Genomic DNA, 15119 nt, shown 5'->3' on the forward strand with positions numbered 1-15119 from the left:
TGCCATGCACAATCCCCTTTTCGCCGGCAGACCCGTGATCGGCGCGGATTGCCAGATCGTGGACGCAGAGTTCGGGGCCTATGTCTGGATCAATGATGGCAGCCGGGTCCAGCATGTCAGCTTTGGCGATTACTCCTATTGCGACCGACACTGTGACATTGCCAATGCCAGCATCGGCAAGTTCGCCAATATCGCCAGCGGGGTGCGGATCGGCGCCACCGACCATCCGCTGGACCGGGCCAGCCTGCATCATTTCATGTATCGCAGCGCCGACTACTGGCCAGATGCCGAACCCGACGAGGACTGGTTTGCCCACCGCCGGTCGCGGCGCGCGGTGATTGGCCATGACACCTGGATCGGCCACAATGCGCAGGTCAAACCCGAAGTCACCCTGGGTCACGGCGCGGTTGTTGCCGCCGGAGCCATCGTCACCCACGATGTCGCACCCTACATGATCGTTGCCGGAGTTCCGGCCAAACCCCTGCGCGCCCGTCAGCCTGCTGCCATCGCCGCCCGCCTGATGGCGCTGGCGTGGTGGGACTGGGACCATGACGCGCTCAGGGCGTCGCTCGACGATTTCCGCAGCCTCTCGGCCGAAGCCTTCCTTGAGAAATACGAGGGCCGGGCAGGTGGCCCTATTCCCCCTGGTCCAGCACCAGCGTAACCCGGTCTGCGGCAAACCAGGTCCGCCCGTATTCCACCGCCGTCCCATGCCCATCGACACTGACCGAGGTCGTGCGCAACAGTGGCGCGCCGTCCTGCAATCGCATGTGCCGCGCCAAAGCAGCCGTTGCCGGGCACGCGTCGATCCGGGTCGAGGCGCGCGTGTAATCCGCTACCCCGCAGCCTGCCAATGCCCGCGTGATCGAGCTTTCGGCGCGCAGGAAACCCGGCAGGTCAGGAAGGCGCGCGGCGGGAAACGCGTGGCGGAAATAGGCCACCACCGCCTTGTCCGCCATCGAGATTCCCTCGCAGACATGCACCTTGTCGTCTGCGTCCAGCCCCAGCGCCCCGGCTTCAGCTGCATCCGCCGCGCGGGTCTCCAGAAGCAGGATTTCGCGCGACGCCAGCCGCCCGGTCCGCGCGATATTCTGGTGAAAGCGCACCCGCTTGCCGATGGGATAATCGGTCGGCGCATGGGTGACATAGACGCCAGACCCCCGGCGGGCATGAACCAGCCCCCGGTCCGCCATCTCTGCCAGCGCACGCCGGACCGTGTGGCGGTTGACCGCGAACCGCGCTGCCAGCGTTGCCTCGGTTGGCAGCTTGTCGCCCTCGGCATATCGGCCCGCGCTGATATCCGCTGTCAGCGCGTCGCGGATTTCGACCCAGGCGGCGGTTTTTCTGTTGCTCATGTCACGAATCCGTCACGTGGCGGGGATATTGATTAGTCTAGTTGTATAGTGATCTAGACAAATCGACAAGGTGTATAGATGCCCGATCCCACCCAACCGCTGACGCCGGACCAGGCCGCTCGCCGCGACTGGATGAGTCTGCTGGCAAAATCCGCGCCCGCCGCGCTGAAAGACCGGTTTGACACGCTGCCCGCCATCCCCACCCACCACTTCCTGCGCCAGCCCGAGGCCGGGGCGGTTATGATGCGTGGCCGGGCCGGGGGGACGGGTGCGGCGTTCAATCTTGGCGAAATCACCGTGACCCGCTGTGCGCTGCGGCTGGAAACGGGTGAGGTTGGCTATGGCTATGTTCAGGGGCGTTCCACCGATCACGCCACCCGCGCCGCGCTGGTGGATGCGCTGATGCAGACCGACCGCGCGGATGAAACGCGCGCTGCCGTGCTGACACCGCTGGCCAGCGATGCCGCCACCCGCGACCGGGCGCGCGCGGTAAAAGCTGCCGCCACCAAGGTCGATTTCTTCACCATGGTTCGAGGAGAGGATTGATGCAGATGTTGCAGACCACGGATCCCGTCGAGGGCGGCTTCGACAATATTCCAACCCAATCAGCCCATGCCTTTCGCGCCGCGATGACAGCCATGGCCCGTCCCGGCACGGCGCATGTCCTGTCCGGTGCCACAGCGCCCGCCCCGACGTCGCCTGCTGCCGCAACCCTGCTGATGACACTTCTTGACCCGGAAACGCCCCTGTTCCTGGCGCCCGGACATGACACCGGGGCGCTGCGCGACTGGATTGCCTTTCACATTGGCGCGCCGCTGGTTGGCCCGGAACGGGCGGTCTTTGCCCTTGGCGCATGGGATGCGCTGACCCCGATCACCCGCTTTGCTGCGGGCACGCCGGAATATCCAGACCGCGCCGCGACCCTGATTGTCGATGACGCCGCCTCTGGTTGGGACGCCGCCATCCTGACCGGCCCGGGCATCCTGAACGAGGCCGTCGCCGACCTTCCCGACATCGACATATTGGCGCGCAATGCCGCGCTGTTCCCGCTGGGGCTGGATTTCTTTTTCACGCGCGGCGACCGGGTTCAGGCCCTGCCGCGCTCGATCAAGGTGAGGGCGCGCTGATGTATGTTGCGGTCAAGGGTGGCGAAAAGGCCATCGACACGGCCCATGCGTGGCTGGCCGAAGAACGGCGTGGTGATCGCGATGTCGCGGACCTGTCCGTGGCGCAGATCCGTGAGCAACTGGCGCTGGCGGTCAATCGCGTGATGGCCGAGGGCGCGCTGTACGACCCGGATCTCGCTGCGCTTGCGATCAAGCAGGCGCGCGGTGATCTGATCGAGGCGATTTTCCTCATTCGCGCCTATCGCACCACGCAGGCAAGGTTCGGGCATTCCGAACCGGTGGACACAGGCAAGATGCGCTGCGACCGCCGGATTTCGGCCACCTTCAAAGACGCCCCCGGCGGACAGGTGCTTGGGCCGACCTTCGACTATACCCACCGGCTGATCGACTTTGCGCTGGCCGCCGAGGATCAGGCGGCCAATGCCTCACAGGTTGAGGCACAAAGCGGGGATGCCGCCGCTGCCGAAATGCCCCGGATCACGGATTTCCTTGATCGTGACGGGCTGATCCAGCCCGAGCTTAGGGATGACACCACGCCCCCCGACATGACCCGCGAACCGCTCGCTTACCCGGCAAACCGCGCCCTGCGCCTTCAGGCGCTGGCCCGTGGCGACGAGGGGTTCCTGCTGGGCATGGCCTATTCGACCCAGCGCGGATATGGCCGCAATCACCCGTTCGTCGGAGAGCTGCGCGTCGGCCGTGTCGATGTCGAGATGGAGATCCCGGAACTGGGATTCGCCATCACCGTGGGCGAAGTCACCCTGACCGAATGCGAAACCGTGAACCAGTTTGTCGGCTCGAAATCCGAACCGCCGCAGTTCACCCGCGGCTATGGGCTGGTCCTTGGCCATACCGAGCGCAAGGCGATTTCGATGGCGCTGGTGGACCGCGCGCTGCGCTGGCAGGAACTGGACGAGGACAATTCCGGCGCCCCCGCGCAGGACGAAGAGTTCGTGCTGGCCCATGCCGACAACATTCAGGCAACCGGGTTCCTCGAACATATCAAGCTGCCGCACTACGTCGACTTCCAGTCCGAGCTTGAGCTGATCCGCAAGCTGCGCGCCGAGGCGCAGGCGGCACAGATGGTCCGGCAGCCGGAGGCGGCGGAATGAATGTAACACCTGCGAATCCGCTTCGGTGCCCGCCCGTTCGCCAACGCGGGATCCCCACTTTTCCACGCCAAAGGACGCCCCATGTCTGACTATAATTTCGCCTATCTCGACGAACAGACCAAGCGCATGATCCGCCGTGCGATCCTCAAGGGGCTGGCTGTGCCGGGTTACCAGGTGCCCTTTGCCAGCCGCGAAATGCCCATGCCCTATGGCTGGGGTACCGGTGGGGTTCAGGTCACCGCCGCCTGCCTGACACCCGACGACACGGTGAAGGTGATCGACCAGGGCGCCGACGACACCACCAACGCCGTCTCGATCCGCAAGTTCTTTGAGAAAACCGCCGGGGTCGCCACCACCACAAGCACCGCCGCCGCCGACCTGATCCAGACCCGCCACCGCATCCCCGAGGAACCGCTGCGCGAGGACCAGATCCTGGTCTACCAGGTGCCGATCCCGGAACCGCTGCGCTTTCTCGAACCGCGCGAGACCGAGACGCGCAAAATGCACAGCCTTGAGGAATACGGGCTGATGCATGTGAAGCTTTATGAGGACATCGCGCGGCACGGCCACATCGCGACCTCATACGCCTATCCGGTGATGGTCGAGGACCGCTATGTCATGGACCCTTCGCCAATCCCGAAATTCGACAACCCGAAACTGGAAAGCGCCGCGATCCAGCTGTTCGGCGCCGGGCGCGAGCAGCGGATCTATGCGCTGCCGCCCCATACAAGAGTGGTGAGCCTCGATTTCGACGATCATCCGTTTGACCCGTCGCGCGCCGATCATCCCTGCGCGCTTTGCGGGGCCGAGGGCAGCTATCTGGACGAGGTGATCACCGACGACCGGGGCGGGCGGATGTTTGTCTGTTCCGACACCGATTTCTGCGAAACCCGCCGCGACGCGGCCAAGGATGAGGTCGCCGCATGACCCCGCTTCTGTCTGTCCGAAACCTGTCGAAATCCTATGGCGCCCAGTTGGGCTGTAACGCGGTGTCGTTTGATCTGTTCCCCGGCGAGGTCATGGGGATTGTCGGCGAAAGCGGCTCGGGCAAATCGACCTTGTTGAACTGCATTGCCGGTCACATCGCGCAGGATCGGGGGCAGGTGGTCTATGACACCCGCGCCGACGGTCCGCGCGACACCGTGACCATGCCGGAACCCGAGCGCCGGATGCTGGGTCGCACCGACTGGGCCTTTGTCCACCAGAACCCGCGCGACGGGTTGCGGATGAATGTCAGCGCCGGCGGCAATGTCGGCGAGCGGCTGATGGCGGTGGGGGCGCGCAACTATGGCGATATCCGCGACACAGCGCAGGACTGGCTGGGCCGGGTCGAGATCGCCGCAGGCCGCATCGACGACCGACCCTCGACCTTTTCGGGGGGCATGCAGCAGCGGCTTCAGATCGCGCGCAACCTGGTGACCGCCCCACGGCTGGTCTTCATGGATGAGCCGACCGGCGGGCTCGATGTCAGCGTGCAGGCGCGGCTTCTGGACATGCTGCGGGAACTGGTGCGCGAGATGGGGCTGTCGGTGATCCTGGTCACCCATGACCTTGCGGTGGTGCGGCTTCTGGCGCATCGGCTGATGGTGATGAAATCGGGCGAGGTGGTTGAAACCGGTCTGACCGATCAGGTTCTGGACGACCCCCAGCACGCCTATACCCAGCTTCTGGTGTCATCCGTGCTGCATGTCTGAAATGTTTCGCATGCGAAACAAATTGTATTTATTAACAGTGGCTTAACGAAATGATCGAGATCGAAAACCTGTGCAAATCCTTCATCCTGCACAATCAGGGCGGCACCGAGATACCGGTGATGGCCGGGGCGTCATTGCGGGTGGAACCGGGGGAATGCGTCGCTCTGACCGGACAGTCCGGAGCGGGCAAGTCCACGCTGATGCGGATGATCTATGGCAATTACCTGGCCGGGGGCGGCGCGATCCGCATTGCCGGGGTGGATGTCGCAACTGCCGCCCCGCGCGAGATCCTCGAACTGCGCCGGACCACGCTGGGCCATGTCAGCCAGTTCCTGCGCGTGGTGCCGCGCGTGCCGACCCTGAACGTTGTCGCCGAGCCGTTGCTGGCGGTGGGCGAGCCGCGCGAAAGGGCGATGGCGCGGGCGGCCGAATTGCTGACGCGGCTGCGCATCCCGGAGCACCTGTGGGGGCTGTCTCCCACCACGTTTTCGGGTGGTGAGCAGCAGCGCGTGAACATCGCGCGCGGCTTTGCCTTTGCCTATCCAGCGCTGCTTCTGGACGAGCCGACGGCCAGTCTGGATGCGCAGAACCGTGACACCGTGCTGACCCTGATCGAAGAGGCCAAGGCGCGCGGCGCGGCGATCATCGGCATCTTTCACGATATCGGCGCCCGCGATCGGGTTGCCGACCGCGAGGTCGATGTCACCGCCTTCACCCCCGGTCTGGCGGCATGAGGGGGCGCATTCTGGCCGTGGTCGGCCCCTCCGGGGTGGGCAAGGACACGGTGATGGCGGCGGTGGCGGCGCGGCTGCCGTCGGTAACGCTGGCGCGGCGCACCATCACCCGGCCCGAAACCGCCGGTGGCGAAGCTTTCGAGGGCGTCACCAAGCCAGAGTTCGAAGACCGGCTGGCGCGCGGGAGCTTTGCGCTCTGCTGGCAGGCGCATGGGCTGCATTACGGTATCGGACTGGATCAGTTCGCGCCGGCGCAGGCCGGCGGCACCGTGCTGTTCAACGGCAGCCGCGCGGCGCTGGCGCAGGCGGTGGCGACCTTTCCGACGTTGCAGGTTCTGCACATCATCGCCCGGCCAGAAGTGCTGGCAGAACGGCTGGCGGGCCGGGGGCGGGAAAGCGCCGACCAGATCGCCAACCGCCTCAGCCGCCGCACCGCACCGTTTCCCGATGGCGTCCCGGTGCATGAGATCGACAATTCCGGCAGGCTTGAGGATGCGGTCTCCGCAATCCTGGTCCGGCTTCAGCCGGAAAGCGTGTAGCGATGCAATTCGACGAACCGGCCATCCGCGCGTTCGGCAAAAAGGCACAGCGCATCGACCACGAAGGGCCGGGGGATCAGCGGGGCAAGTATCGGGGTGAGGGCGGTTTTCACGGAGTCAGCCTGACCGCGCGGCAGGGACCCGGTCAGGGTCAGGTGAAAGCGGAACTCATCCATCACATAAGGATAGCCCCAACGGATCAGGTTCGCCTCTTGCGGCGGAGTCAGCCCCTTGCCGCGTCGCCGGTCCAGCTCGCCGTTGCTGGCGGGGGCGCGGAACGGGTCAAGCTCGGCAACACAGCGCGCCGCCAGTGTCGACAGCGCGCTTGTGTCGCCTTCGGGCACCAGCGCAAGGAACCCCCCGAGGCGCCGCAGTTCCAGCCCGTCCAGCACCACGGGGGACAGGGATGCGGCAAGTGTCGCGACGGCCTGCTGCAAAGCATCCGCACTCTGACCCGTGGCCAGCCGGAACGGAGGCTTGAGCGTGCCGTGGAACCCGTATTTGCGTGGGCGGGCGGTCAGCTCGGTAACCGGGGCGGGCAGGCCGGGAATGTCGGGGTGGGCAAGGTCCGTGGCACCAACCGCGTCCCAGCCCAGCCACGCGGCGGCAAATTGCGACAACGGTCCCGGCGCGGGGGCGGCATAGACGGCATATCTGACAAAGTTTTCCATACGCACCGCCTATACATGATCTGTCACAATTCGGTGACGGAGAAATGGCATTCGGGTGGTCTGACAGACGGAACGACCCATGACTGATTTCATCCTGACAAATGCGCAGCTGGTATTGCCGGACGAGGTGATCGACGGAACCCTTACCGTGCGCGATGGCCGCATCGCGGCAATCGACCCCGGCCCCAGCCGGGTGGCGGGGGCGATCGATTGTGACGGCGATCTTGTGATCCCCGGTCTGATCGAGCTGCACACCGACAACCTGGAACGCCACATTCAGCCGCGCCCCAAGGTCGACTGGCCCCATACCGCCGCGATCCTTGCCCATGACGGCGAACTGGCCAGTGTCGGCATCACCACCGTGTTTGATGCCATGCGCATCGGCTCGGTCGTGTCGAACACCCGGACCGACTATCGCGCCTATGCCCGCGCGCTGGCAAGCGAGTTGCTTGAGGTGCGCGCCCGCAACGTCCTGCGCATCAGCCATTTCCTGCACCTGCGGGCCGAGATCTGTTCCGAGACGCTGATTGACGAACTGGCGCAATTCGGGCCCGAAGATCGGGTCGGGCTGGTGTCGATCATGGATCATACTCCGGGGCAGCGGCAGTTCCGCGATATTTCGAAACTGAAGGACTACATCGTCGGCAAGCACGGGTTGACGGATGCCGAGTTCGAGGACCATGTCGCCACCCAGGTTGCCACGCGCGACCGTCTGGGCGACCGTCACGAAGCGGCAGCGGTCGAGACCGCGCACCGGCTGGGTGCGGTGCTGGCCAGCCACGATGACACCACGGCCGAACAGGTGGCAGTCAGTGCCGGGCACGGCGTTCGTCTGGCCGAGTTCCCGACCACGCTTGAGGCCGCGCGTGCCTGTCAGGAGCATGGTATCGCTGTGATGATGGGCGGCCCAAACGTGATCCGGGGCGGGTCGCATTCCGGCAATGTTGCCGCGCATGAACTGGCGGGGGACGGCTGTCTGGATATCCTGTCGTCGGATTACGTGCCGGGGTCGTTGATGACGGCGGCCTTCGCGCTGGCCGATATCTGGGGGGACGTGCCGCGGGCGATCACCACCGTGACCCGCGCCCCTGCGCAGGCGGCGTCGCTGACGGATCGCGGGGCGCTTGAGTTTGGGCTTCATGCCGATCTGGTCCGGGTCCACCGCGCGCCGCCGCACACGCCGGTGGTGCGTGGCGTCTGGGCGCATGGGCGTCAGGTCGGGTAAGGCGGCGCACCGGTATCCGCGGCGAACCGCGTGACATGTCGTTTTCAGAACGGACCCGGCGCCGCACCTGCCGCAGCCTTGACCCCGAGATCGCGAAACAAGGGGCAAGTCATGAAAGTCGGGTTCATCGGTTTGGGAAATGTCGGCGGCAAGCTGGCGGGATCATTGCTGCGGAATGGGGTGGACCTTGTGGTCCACGATCTGGACGCGGGCAAGCTGGCGGATTTCGCCGCGCGCGGGGCAGGGGTGGCGGAGTCGCCTGCGGGCCTGATGCGCGCCTGCGATGTGGTCATCACATGCCTGCCATCCCCGGCCGCCTCTGCCGCGGTCCTTGACGCGATGCTGCCCGAGGTCGGGCCGGGCAAGACATGGCTGGAGATGTCGACCACCGATGCCGATGAGGTCAGACGGCTGGGCGCCGAGGTGATCGCGAAGGGGGGCGCGGCGGTGGATTGCCCGGTGTCGGGCGGCTGCCACCGGGCGGACACGGGCAATATCTCGATCTTTGCGGGTTGCGACCGGGCCACGTTTGAGCGGATTCTGCCGTTTCTGACCATCATGGGGCGGCGCATCCTGCACACTGGCGCGTTGGGATCGGCCAGCGTGCTAAAGGTGATGACGAACTATCTGGCCACGGCGAACCTGTTGACCTGTTGCGAGGCGCTGGTGACGATGAAGGCGGCGGGGCTGGACCTGAACACCACGTTCGAGGCGATCCGCATCAGTTCCGGCACGTCCTTCGTGCATGAGACCGAAAGCCAGGTGATCCTGAACGGATCGCGGGACATCAATTTCACCATGGACCTTGTGAAAAAGGATATCGGCCTGTTTCAAGAGATCGCGGACCGTGCCGGGGTGCCGCTGGAGATCAGCCCGCTGATGATCTCGATCTTCGCCGACGGGATTGCGCGTTACGGCGAGCGGGCGCAATCCGACGATATCATCAGGCGGCTGGAAGAGGCGACGGGGCTTGATATCACCGCGCCGGGTTTTCCGCCCGAGATGGTCGATGACGAACCCGAGGAACCGGGATACGAGGTGGTGCCGATGGGTCGGGCACCGGGCGCGGGCTGAAGTCGGGGAGGGGGGCGCCGCCCCCCGGTCACAAATGGGGTTTGTGACACTCCCCCCGAGGTATTTTTGGCAAGAGGAAGCGGCGGTTTGATGCTTTACGGGGCGGCGGGGCAGTCCTATAAGGCGATCCATGATGGCTTTTGTCGCGATCATTATTCGAATTACATGCCCGGCGCTCTGACCAAGACGAGCCGCCGGGACAAGGCGTATGGGATACCGCGCCGACCCATTTCCCAGAACCGACCGACTGATGAAGGACGCCACAGATGTGCGCCGAGACACCCGACTATAAGAATACCGTAAACCTGCCGAAAACCGACTTTCCGATGCGCGCGGGGCTGCCCAAGCGCGAACCCGACTGGCTGGCGCGCTGGGAGAAGATCGGCGTTTACGACCGACTGCGCGAGAAACAGGGCCGCACGCCGTTCACGCTGCATGATGGACCGCCTTATGCCAACGGCAACCTGCATATCGGCCACGCGCTGAACAAGACGATCAAGGACATGATCGTGCGCAGCCACCAGATGATGGGGTTTGATGCGCGTTACGTGCCGGGCTGGGACTGTCACGGGCTGCCGATCGAGTGGAAGATCGAAGAGCAGTACCGCGCCAAGGGGCAGGACAAGGATGCGGTCGACGTGGTCGAGTTCCGCCAGGAATGCCGTGCCTTTGCCGACAAGTGGGTGAATATCCAGCGCGAGGAATTCAAGCGGCTGGGGATCACCGGCAACTGGGAAAACCCCTATCTGACCATGGACTATCACGCCGAGGCGGTGATCGCGGAAGAGTTCATGAAATTCCTGATGAACGGCACGCTTTACCAGGGGTCGAAGCCGGTGATGTGGTCTCCGGTCGAGAAGACCGCGCTGGCCGAGGCCGAGATCGAGTATCACGAGCATCAAAGCCACACGATCTGGGTGAAATTCCCGGTCGTGCGTGCGGTCGAGGCGACCGGGGCGCGGTCGAACCTTCTGGGGGTGAACGTGGTGATCTGGACCACGACGCCTTGGACCATCCCGTCGAACCGGGCGGTCGCGTTCAACCCGGCGCTGTCCTATGGCCTTTACAAGGTGACTGCCGCGCCCGAGGGCAACTGGGCGCAGAAAGGCGATCATTACATCTTGGCCGACAACCTGGCCGAAGAGGTGATGAAAACCGCCAAGGTCGAGGAATTCATCCGCAAGCGCGATGTCACGGCGGAACAGCTGGACCTGCTGATCTGCGCGCATCCGCTGCGCGGGGTCGAGGGTGGCGAAGGCGAGTGGGATTATGACGTGCCGATGCTGCCGGGTGACCATGTGACCGACGACGCCGGTACGGGGTTTGTCCATACTGCCCCCAGCCACGGTGCCGATGACTTTATCCTTGGCGTCAAGCACGGGCTGGAGATGACCCATAACGTGGTCGAGGACGGGTCGTTCCGCAAAACCCTGCCGCTGTTCGGCGGCGAGGTCATCATCACCCCGAAGGGCAAGGAAGGCGGCGCGAACACAGCTGTCATCAATGCGCTGGCGGGTGTTGGCGCGCTGATCGCGCGGGGGCGAGTCAAGCACAGCTATCCGCATTCCTGGCGCTCGAAGGCGCCGGTCATCTTCCGCAACACGCCGCAGTGGTTTGCCGCCGTGGACCGTGACATCGAGGACGGCATGGGCGAGATGGGCGACACCATCCGCGAACGTGCGCTGAACTCGATCGACAAGCTGGTGAAATGGCATCCGCAGTCGGGCCGCAACCGTCTTTTCTCGATGATCGAGGCCCGGCCAGACTGGGTGCTGTCGCGCCAGCGTGCCTGGGGTGTGCCACTGACCTGCTTCACCCGCAAGGACGCGCTGCCCAGTGATCCGGGTTTCCTGTTGCAGGACCCGGCGGTCAATGCCCGCATCGTCGCCGCCTTCGAGGAAGAGGGCGCGGATTGCTGGTATGCGGAAGGTGCGAAAGAACGGTTCCTTGCGCCCGACTACAACCCCGATGAATGGGAGCAGGTGTTTGACGTTCTGGACGTCTGGTTCGACTCTGGTTCGACCCACGCGTTTGTGCTGCGCGACCGCCCCGACGGGACCGTGGACGGGATTGCCGACGTTTACATGGAAGGCACCGACCAGCACCGTGGCTGGTTCCATTCCTCGCTGTTGCAGGCCTGCGGCACTAAGGGACGCGCGCCTTATCGCAACGTGGTCACGCATGGGTTCACGCTGGACGAGAAGGGCAACAAGATGTCCAAATCGCTTGGCAATACCATCGTGCCAGAGAAAATCGTCCAGCAATATGGCGCCGATATCCTGCGGCTGTGGGTGGCGCAGACCGATTACACCGCCGACCAGCGGATCGGGCCGGAGATCCTGAAGGGGACCGCCGACAGCTATCGTCGCCTGCGCAATACGATGCGCTATTTGCTGGGGGCGCTGGCGGATTTCACCGAGGCCGACCGGGTCGAACCCGCCGACATGCCCGAGCTTGAGCGCTGGGTGCTGCATCGTCTTGCAGAGCTGGATCACAAGGTCCGCACCGGCTATGCGGCGTTTGACTTCCAGGGCGTGTTCAGCGCGGTGTTCAACTTTGCCACGGTGGACCTGTCGTCCTTCTATTTCGACATCCGCAAGGACGTGCTTTACTGCGATGGCGACACCGAGCGCCGCCGCGCGGCGCGGACCGTCATGGACATCCTGTTCCACCGCCTGACCACATGGCTGGCGCCGATCCTTGTCTTCACCATGGAAGAGGTCTGGCTGGAACGGTTCCCCGGTGACACGTCTTCGGTTCACTTGGTCGACATGCCGGACACGCCCGCCGACTGGCTGGACGAGCCGCTGGCGACGAAATGGGCCAAGGTGCGCGGTGTGCGCCGGGTGGTGACAGCCGCGCTTGAGGTGCAGCGGACCGACAAGGTGATCGGTGCCTCGCTTGAGGCGGCACCTGTTGTGCATGTGCGCGACGATGACGTTCTGGCGGCGCTGAAATCGGTGAACTTCGCCGATATCTGCATCACCTCGGACGTGATCCTGAGCGGCGATCCGATCCCGGCGGAAGCCTTCCGCATGCCAGATGCCGAGGGTGTCGGCGTGGTGTTTGAAAAGGCCGAGGGCGAGAAATGCCAGCGCTGCTGGAAGATCCTGCCGGATGTGGGCAGCCATTCCCACCCAGGCGTCTGCGGTCGGTGCGACACGGCGCTGGGGTAAGACATTGAAAAACAAGAAAACGCGCGGTTTTCGGGCCGCGCGTTTTTTTTTGGCGGCCGCCGGGTTACACCATCATGTCATCGAAGATGAAGTCGCCGGCATCCAGTTGATGCGCTGAAACGCCCATCAGGTCATCGCCCGCGCCGGTCTTGAACTTCTCGCCAGTGTCGTCGCCGATCAGGATGTCGGTCAGGGTGCCAGATGCATCGCCTCCGCTCAACAGGGTCAGAGTGTCCGCTGGGAAACCAATGCTTTCGGTTTCACCTATCGGGGCGTCGTTGCCCGTCACGGATGCAGTGATCGTGGCAAACCCGGAAAAGGCGTCATCGACGGTGGCAAAGACCGTCAGGTCGGGAAGCGTGTCCAGCGCCACGACCAGCCCGAGGTGGCTTGCGGATGGCGGGATTGCAAGCGACAGTCGGCGAATGGTTGAGCAACTCACAGTTTCCAGCCCGGTCGGGGATCTGATCCTGCGCGCCGAGGCGGACAGGATCGTCGCGCTGGACTGGGGGGGCGCGGGAAACAGCGATGCGTCTGTGCTGCAAGAGGCTGCCCGGCAGCTTGATGCCTATTTCGCCGGGACACTGACGCAGTTCGACCTGCCGCTGCAGGTGGCAGGGTCGGATTTTCAACAGGCAGTCTGTGCCGCAATTGCCGCCATCCCCTTTGGCGAGACCCGCACCTATGGCGAGATCGCGGCAGAGCTTGGGGCGATGCCGCAGGCGGTGGGGCGGGCCTGTGGGGGCAATCCGATCCCGATCATTATCCCGTGCCATCGGGTCATGGGCGCAAATGGTGCGCTGACCGGGTTTTCCGGCGCGGGCGGAGTCGAGACCAAGGTCGCCCTGTTGCGCCACGAGGGGGCGGGCGGGTTCCTGATATGAGCCTTGGTGTCTTTCTTGCCGTCCTGTTTGCGGCCTTCCTGCACGCGGCATGGAACGCACTGGTCAAGCTGGACGCGGGCAAGCTTCAGGCGATGTTGATCATGACGCTGGTTCAGGGGGCGCTTGGGTTGACGATCGCGCTTTTGCGCCCGTTTCCATCGGCCGGGGTCTGGCCGTGGCTGATCGCGTCAGGGGCGGTCCATTCGCTTTATAAATTCCTGCTGGCCTATGCCTATACCAAGGGCGACCTGAGCCGGGTCTATCCCATCGCGCGAGGTGCGGCGCCGATGCTGGTGGCGCTGGGCGGCGTGGTGCTGTTGCCGGATGCGATTTCGACGCTGGACTACCTTGGCATCGGTCTTCTTGGACTGGGTGTGGTGATGATGTCGCGCGGCGTGTTCACCGGAGGCGAAGAGCGGCGGCTGCTGCCCTTTGCCATCGGCTCGGCCGTGGCGACGGCGTGCTATTCGGTGATCGACGGGCTGGGGGCGCGGGTAGACGGCGACGCGGTGACCTTTGTCGCGTGGATGTTCGCGCTGGATGGCATGATCTATGGCTCGGTCGCGTTGACGACCACCGGGACACATATGTTGCGGGCAACGGCGCGGACATGGGCGCTTGGCGGGGCGGCCTCGGTCGCATCCTACGGAGCCTATGCAATCGCGGTCTGGGCGATGACGCAGGCGCCGATCCAGCTTGTCACGGCTTTGCGCGAAACCTCGATCCTGTTTGCGGTGCTGATAGGGTGGCTGGTCTTCAAGGACCGCATGGATGGCACCAAGGCATTTGCCGCGGCGCTGATCCTGGCGGGGGTCGCGATCAGCCGGCTTTCGCCGGGATGACCTGCTGCGCGATCCCGGCAAGCATCAGGTAGATGCTGGTGGCGACCAGCCCCCACAACGCCCAGCTTTCCGGGTGGAATTCAACCCAGGCAGCCCAGCCCGCGAACGCGGTCCAGGCCAGCGCCATCGGCAGCGACAGCGCGCGCCAGCGTTCGGTGCGGACCGGGTGGATGAATTTCAACGGCAGGAACATGGCCACGGCCAGCGCCGCAACAATGGTCAGGCTGACCCAGAAATTCGGCTCGACCGCGAAGATGACGATCACCACCATGTTCCAGCATCCGGGAAAGCCAGAGAACGAGTTGTCCTTGGTTTTCATACGGGTGTCGGCAAAATACATCGCACTTGCAAAGGTGATGACGATGATCGCGAACCAGCCGGTCCAGCCATCCATCAGCCCCGATTTGAACAGGGCGAAGGCGGGAATGAACACGTAGGTCAGGTAATCGACAATCAGATCCATCAGCACGCCGTCGAACTCGGGCGCGTTTTTCTTGACGTCATATTTCCGCGCCAGCGGTCCGTCGATCCCGTCCACGGCAAAGGCGACGACAAGCCAGAGGAACATCAGGCTCCAGTTCTGGTCGACGGCAGCCAGCATCGCAAGCATGGCAAAAACCGCGCCAGTGGCGGTGAGCAGGTGGACGGCAAGGGCGGCGTGGCGTGAGGTCATCCGCCTGTCATGC

At 64.5% G+C, this 15119-nt stretch carries 17 protein-coding genes; 13 read left to right on the forward strand and 4 right to left on the reverse strand.

The features are described from left to right. Window positions 1–4: 4 nt before the first annotated feature. Window positions 5–664, forward strand: coding sequence for an LbetaH domain-containing protein (locus JQ863_RS15950; RefSeq protein WP_204115325.1), 660 nt, complete (start codon window positions 5–7; stop codon window positions 662–664). Here JQ863_RS15950 and phnF read toward each other — a convergent pair. Further along, window positions 636–1355: a phosphonate metabolism transcriptional regulator PhnF gene (gene phnF / locus JQ863_RS15955; RefSeq protein ID WP_204115326.1), complete on the reverse strand. Its 720-nt coding sequence runs from the start codon at window positions 1353–1355 to the stop codon at window positions 636–638. The genes JQ863_RS15950 and phnF overlap by 29 nt on opposite strands. A 78-nt stretch (window positions 1356–1433) precedes the next feature. On the opposite strand from phnF, the gene phnG reads away from it, so the two are divergent. From phnG to phnN, 7 genes are all read left to right on the forward strand, one after another. Next, window positions 1434–1901: a phosphonate C-P lyase system protein PhnG gene (phnG, locus tag JQ863_RS15960; RefSeq protein WP_204115327.1), complete on the forward strand. Its 468-nt coding sequence runs from the start codon at window positions 1434–1436 to the stop codon at window positions 1899–1901. Further along, the gene (gene phnH, locus JQ863_RS15965) at window positions 1901–2482 is read left to right on the forward strand and encodes a phosphonate C-P lyase system protein PhnH (protein WP_239113499.1); all 582 of its coding nucleotides are present in this window, start codon (window positions 1901–1903) and stop codon (window positions 2480–2482) included. The genes phnG and phnH overlap by 1 nt, the downstream gene beginning before the upstream one ends. Next, window positions 2482–3594, forward strand: a complete 1113-nt coding sequence (locus JQ863_RS15970; RefSeq protein WP_204115328.1) for a carbon-phosphorus lyase complex subunit — start codon at window positions 2482–2484, stop codon at window positions 3592–3594. Before phnH ends, JQ863_RS15970 begins: the two co-directional genes overlap by 1 nt. An 81-nt stretch (window positions 3595–3675) precedes the next feature. After that, on the forward strand, window positions 3676–4521 hold the full coding sequence (locus tag JQ863_RS15975; protein WP_204115329.1) for an alpha-D-ribose 1-methylphosphonate 5-phosphate C-P-lyase PhnJ: 846 nt from the start codon (window positions 3676–3678) through the stop codon (window positions 4519–4521). Beyond that, a complete protein-coding gene (gene phnK, locus JQ863_RS15980; RefSeq protein WP_204115330.1) occupies window positions 4518–5288 on the forward strand; it encodes a phosphonate C-P lyase system protein PhnK in 771 nt (256 codons plus the stop codon). The genes JQ863_RS15975 and phnK overlap by 4 nt, the downstream gene beginning before the upstream one ends. Before the next feature lie 50 nt (window positions 5289–5338). Next, entirely contained in the window at window positions 5339–6022 is a 684-nt protein-coding gene (gene phnL, locus JQ863_RS15985) for a phosphonate C-P lyase system protein PhnL (RefSeq protein ID WP_204115331.1), read from the forward strand. After that, window positions 6019–6561 carry a phosphonate metabolism protein/1,5-bisphosphokinase (PRPP-forming) PhnN gene (gene phnN, locus JQ863_RS15990; RefSeq protein ID WP_204115332.1) on the forward strand — a complete coding sequence of 181 codons (543 nt, stop codon included), beginning with the start codon at window positions 6019–6021 and terminating at the stop codon, window positions 6559–6561. Before phnL ends, phnN begins: the two co-directional genes overlap by 4 nt. Here phnN and JQ863_RS15995 read toward each other — a convergent pair. Beyond that, on the reverse strand, window positions 6543–7232 hold the full coding sequence (locus tag JQ863_RS15995; RefSeq protein ID WP_204115333.1) for a DUF1045 domain-containing protein: 690 nt from the start codon (window positions 7230–7232) through the stop codon (window positions 6543–6545). The genes phnN and JQ863_RS15995 overlap by 19 nt on opposite strands. Window positions 7233–7311: 79 nt before the next feature. Between JQ863_RS15995 and JQ863_RS16000 the strand changes: the two genes are divergently transcribed. The 3 genes from JQ863_RS16000 (at window position 7312) to ileS (ending at window position 12707) form a co-directional block, all read left to right on the forward strand. Next, window positions 7312–8457, forward strand: a complete 1146-nt coding sequence (locus JQ863_RS16000; protein WP_204115334.1) for an alpha-D-ribose 1-methylphosphonate 5-triphosphate diphosphatase — start codon at window positions 7312–7314, stop codon at window positions 8455–8457. 111 nt (window positions 8458–8568) lie between these two features. Beyond that, complete coding sequence (locus tag JQ863_RS16005; protein ID WP_204115335.1) at window positions 8569–9531, forward strand: NAD(P)-dependent oxidoreductase; 963 nt, start codon at window positions 8569–8571, stop codon at window positions 9529–9531. A gap of 266 nt (window positions 9532–9797) precedes the next feature. After that, window positions 9798–12707, forward strand: coding sequence for an isoleucine--tRNA ligase (ileS, locus tag JQ863_RS16010; RefSeq protein ID WP_204115336.1), 2910 nt, complete (start codon window positions 9798–9800; stop codon window positions 12705–12707). Window positions 12708–12771: 64 nt separating this feature from the next. Here ileS and JQ863_RS16015 read toward each other — a convergent pair whose 3' ends face one another. Beyond that, window positions 12772–13149, reverse strand: a complete 378-nt coding sequence (locus tag JQ863_RS16015; RefSeq protein WP_204115337.1) for a hypothetical protein — start codon at window positions 13147–13149, stop codon at window positions 12772–12774. Between JQ863_RS16015 and JQ863_RS16020 the strand changes: the two genes are divergently transcribed. Continuing rightward, entirely contained in the window at window positions 13133–13591 is a 459-nt protein-coding gene (locus JQ863_RS16020) for a methylated-DNA--[protein]-cysteine S-methyltransferase (protein WP_204115338.1), read from the forward strand. The two genes, JQ863_RS16015 and JQ863_RS16020, sit on opposite strands and share 17 nt — an antisense overlap. Continuing rightward, the gene (locus JQ863_RS16025) at window positions 13588–14433 is read left to right on the forward strand and encodes a DMT family transporter (protein WP_204115339.1); all 846 of its coding nucleotides are present in this window, start codon (window positions 13588–13590) and stop codon (window positions 14431–14433) included. The genes JQ863_RS16020 and JQ863_RS16025 overlap by 4 nt, the downstream gene beginning before the upstream one ends. Here the strand turns inward: JQ863_RS16025 and JQ863_RS16030 are convergent. Beyond that, a complete protein-coding gene (locus tag JQ863_RS16030; RefSeq protein ID WP_204115340.1) occupies window positions 14411–15106 on the reverse strand; it encodes a CDP-alcohol phosphatidyltransferase family protein in 696 nt (231 codons plus the stop codon). The genes JQ863_RS16025 and JQ863_RS16030 overlap by 23 nt on opposite strands. Window positions 15107–15119 lie beyond the last annotated feature (13 nt).

This window comes from Shimia biformata, from assembly GCF_016888515.1.
GTDB classification, from domain to species: domain Bacteria; phylum Pseudomonadota; class Alphaproteobacteria; order Rhodobacterales; family Rhodobacteraceae; genus Shimia_A; species Shimia_A biformata.

Coding starts and splice junctions, on each gene's coding strand:
- JQ863_RS15950 (WP_204115325.1), top strand. CDS start 5: ATGCACAATCCCCTTTTCGCCGGCAGACCCGTGATCGGCGCGGATTGC.
- phnF (WP_204115326.1), bottom strand. CDS start 1,355: ATGAGCAACAGAAAAACCGCCGCCTGGGTCGAAATCCGCGACGCGCTG.
- phnG (WP_204115327.1), top strand. CDS start 1,434: ATGCCCGATCCCACCCAACCGCTGACGCCGGACCAGGCCGCTCGCCGC.
- phnH (WP_239113499.1), top strand. CDS start 1,901: ATGCAGATGTTGCAGACCACGGATCCCGTCGAGGGCGGCTTCGACAAT.
- JQ863_RS15970 (WP_204115328.1), top strand. CDS start 2,482: ATGTATGTTGCGGTCAAGGGTGGCGAAAAGGCCATCGACACGGCCCAT.
- JQ863_RS15975 (WP_204115329.1), top strand. CDS start 3,676: ATGTCTGACTATAATTTCGCCTATCTCGACGAACAGACCAAGCGCATG.
- phnK (WP_204115330.1), top strand. CDS start 4,518: ATGACCCCGCTTCTGTCTGTCCGAAACCTGTCGAAATCCTATGGCGCC.
- phnL (WP_204115331.1), top strand. CDS start 5,339: ATGATCGAGATCGAAAACCTGTGCAAATCCTTCATCCTGCACAATCAG.
- phnN (WP_204115332.1), top strand. CDS start 6,019: ATGAGGGGGCGCATTCTGGCCGTGGTCGGCCCCTCCGGGGTGGGCAAG.
- JQ863_RS15995 (WP_204115333.1), bottom strand. CDS start 7,232: ATGGAAAACTTTGTCAGATATGCCGTCTATGCCGCCCCCGCGCCGGGA.
- JQ863_RS16000 (WP_204115334.1), top strand. CDS start 7,312: ATGACTGATTTCATCCTGACAAATGCGCAGCTGGTATTGCCGGACGAG.
- JQ863_RS16005 (WP_204115335.1), top strand. CDS start 8,569: ATGAAAGTCGGGTTCATCGGTTTGGGAAATGTCGGCGGCAAGCTGGCG.
- ileS (WP_204115336.1), top strand. CDS start 9,798: ATGTGCGCCGAGACACCCGACTATAAGAATACCGTAAACCTGCCGAAA.
- JQ863_RS16020 (WP_204115338.1), top strand. CDS start 13,133: ATGGTTGAGCAACTCACAGTTTCCAGCCCGGTCGGGGATCTGATCCTG.
- JQ863_RS16025 (WP_204115339.1), top strand. CDS start 13,588: ATGAGCCTTGGTGTCTTTCTTGCCGTCCTGTTTGCGGCCTTCCTGCAC.
- JQ863_RS16030 (WP_204115340.1), bottom strand. CDS start 15,106: ATGACCTCACGCCACGCCGCCCTTGCCGTCCACCTGCTCACCGCCACT.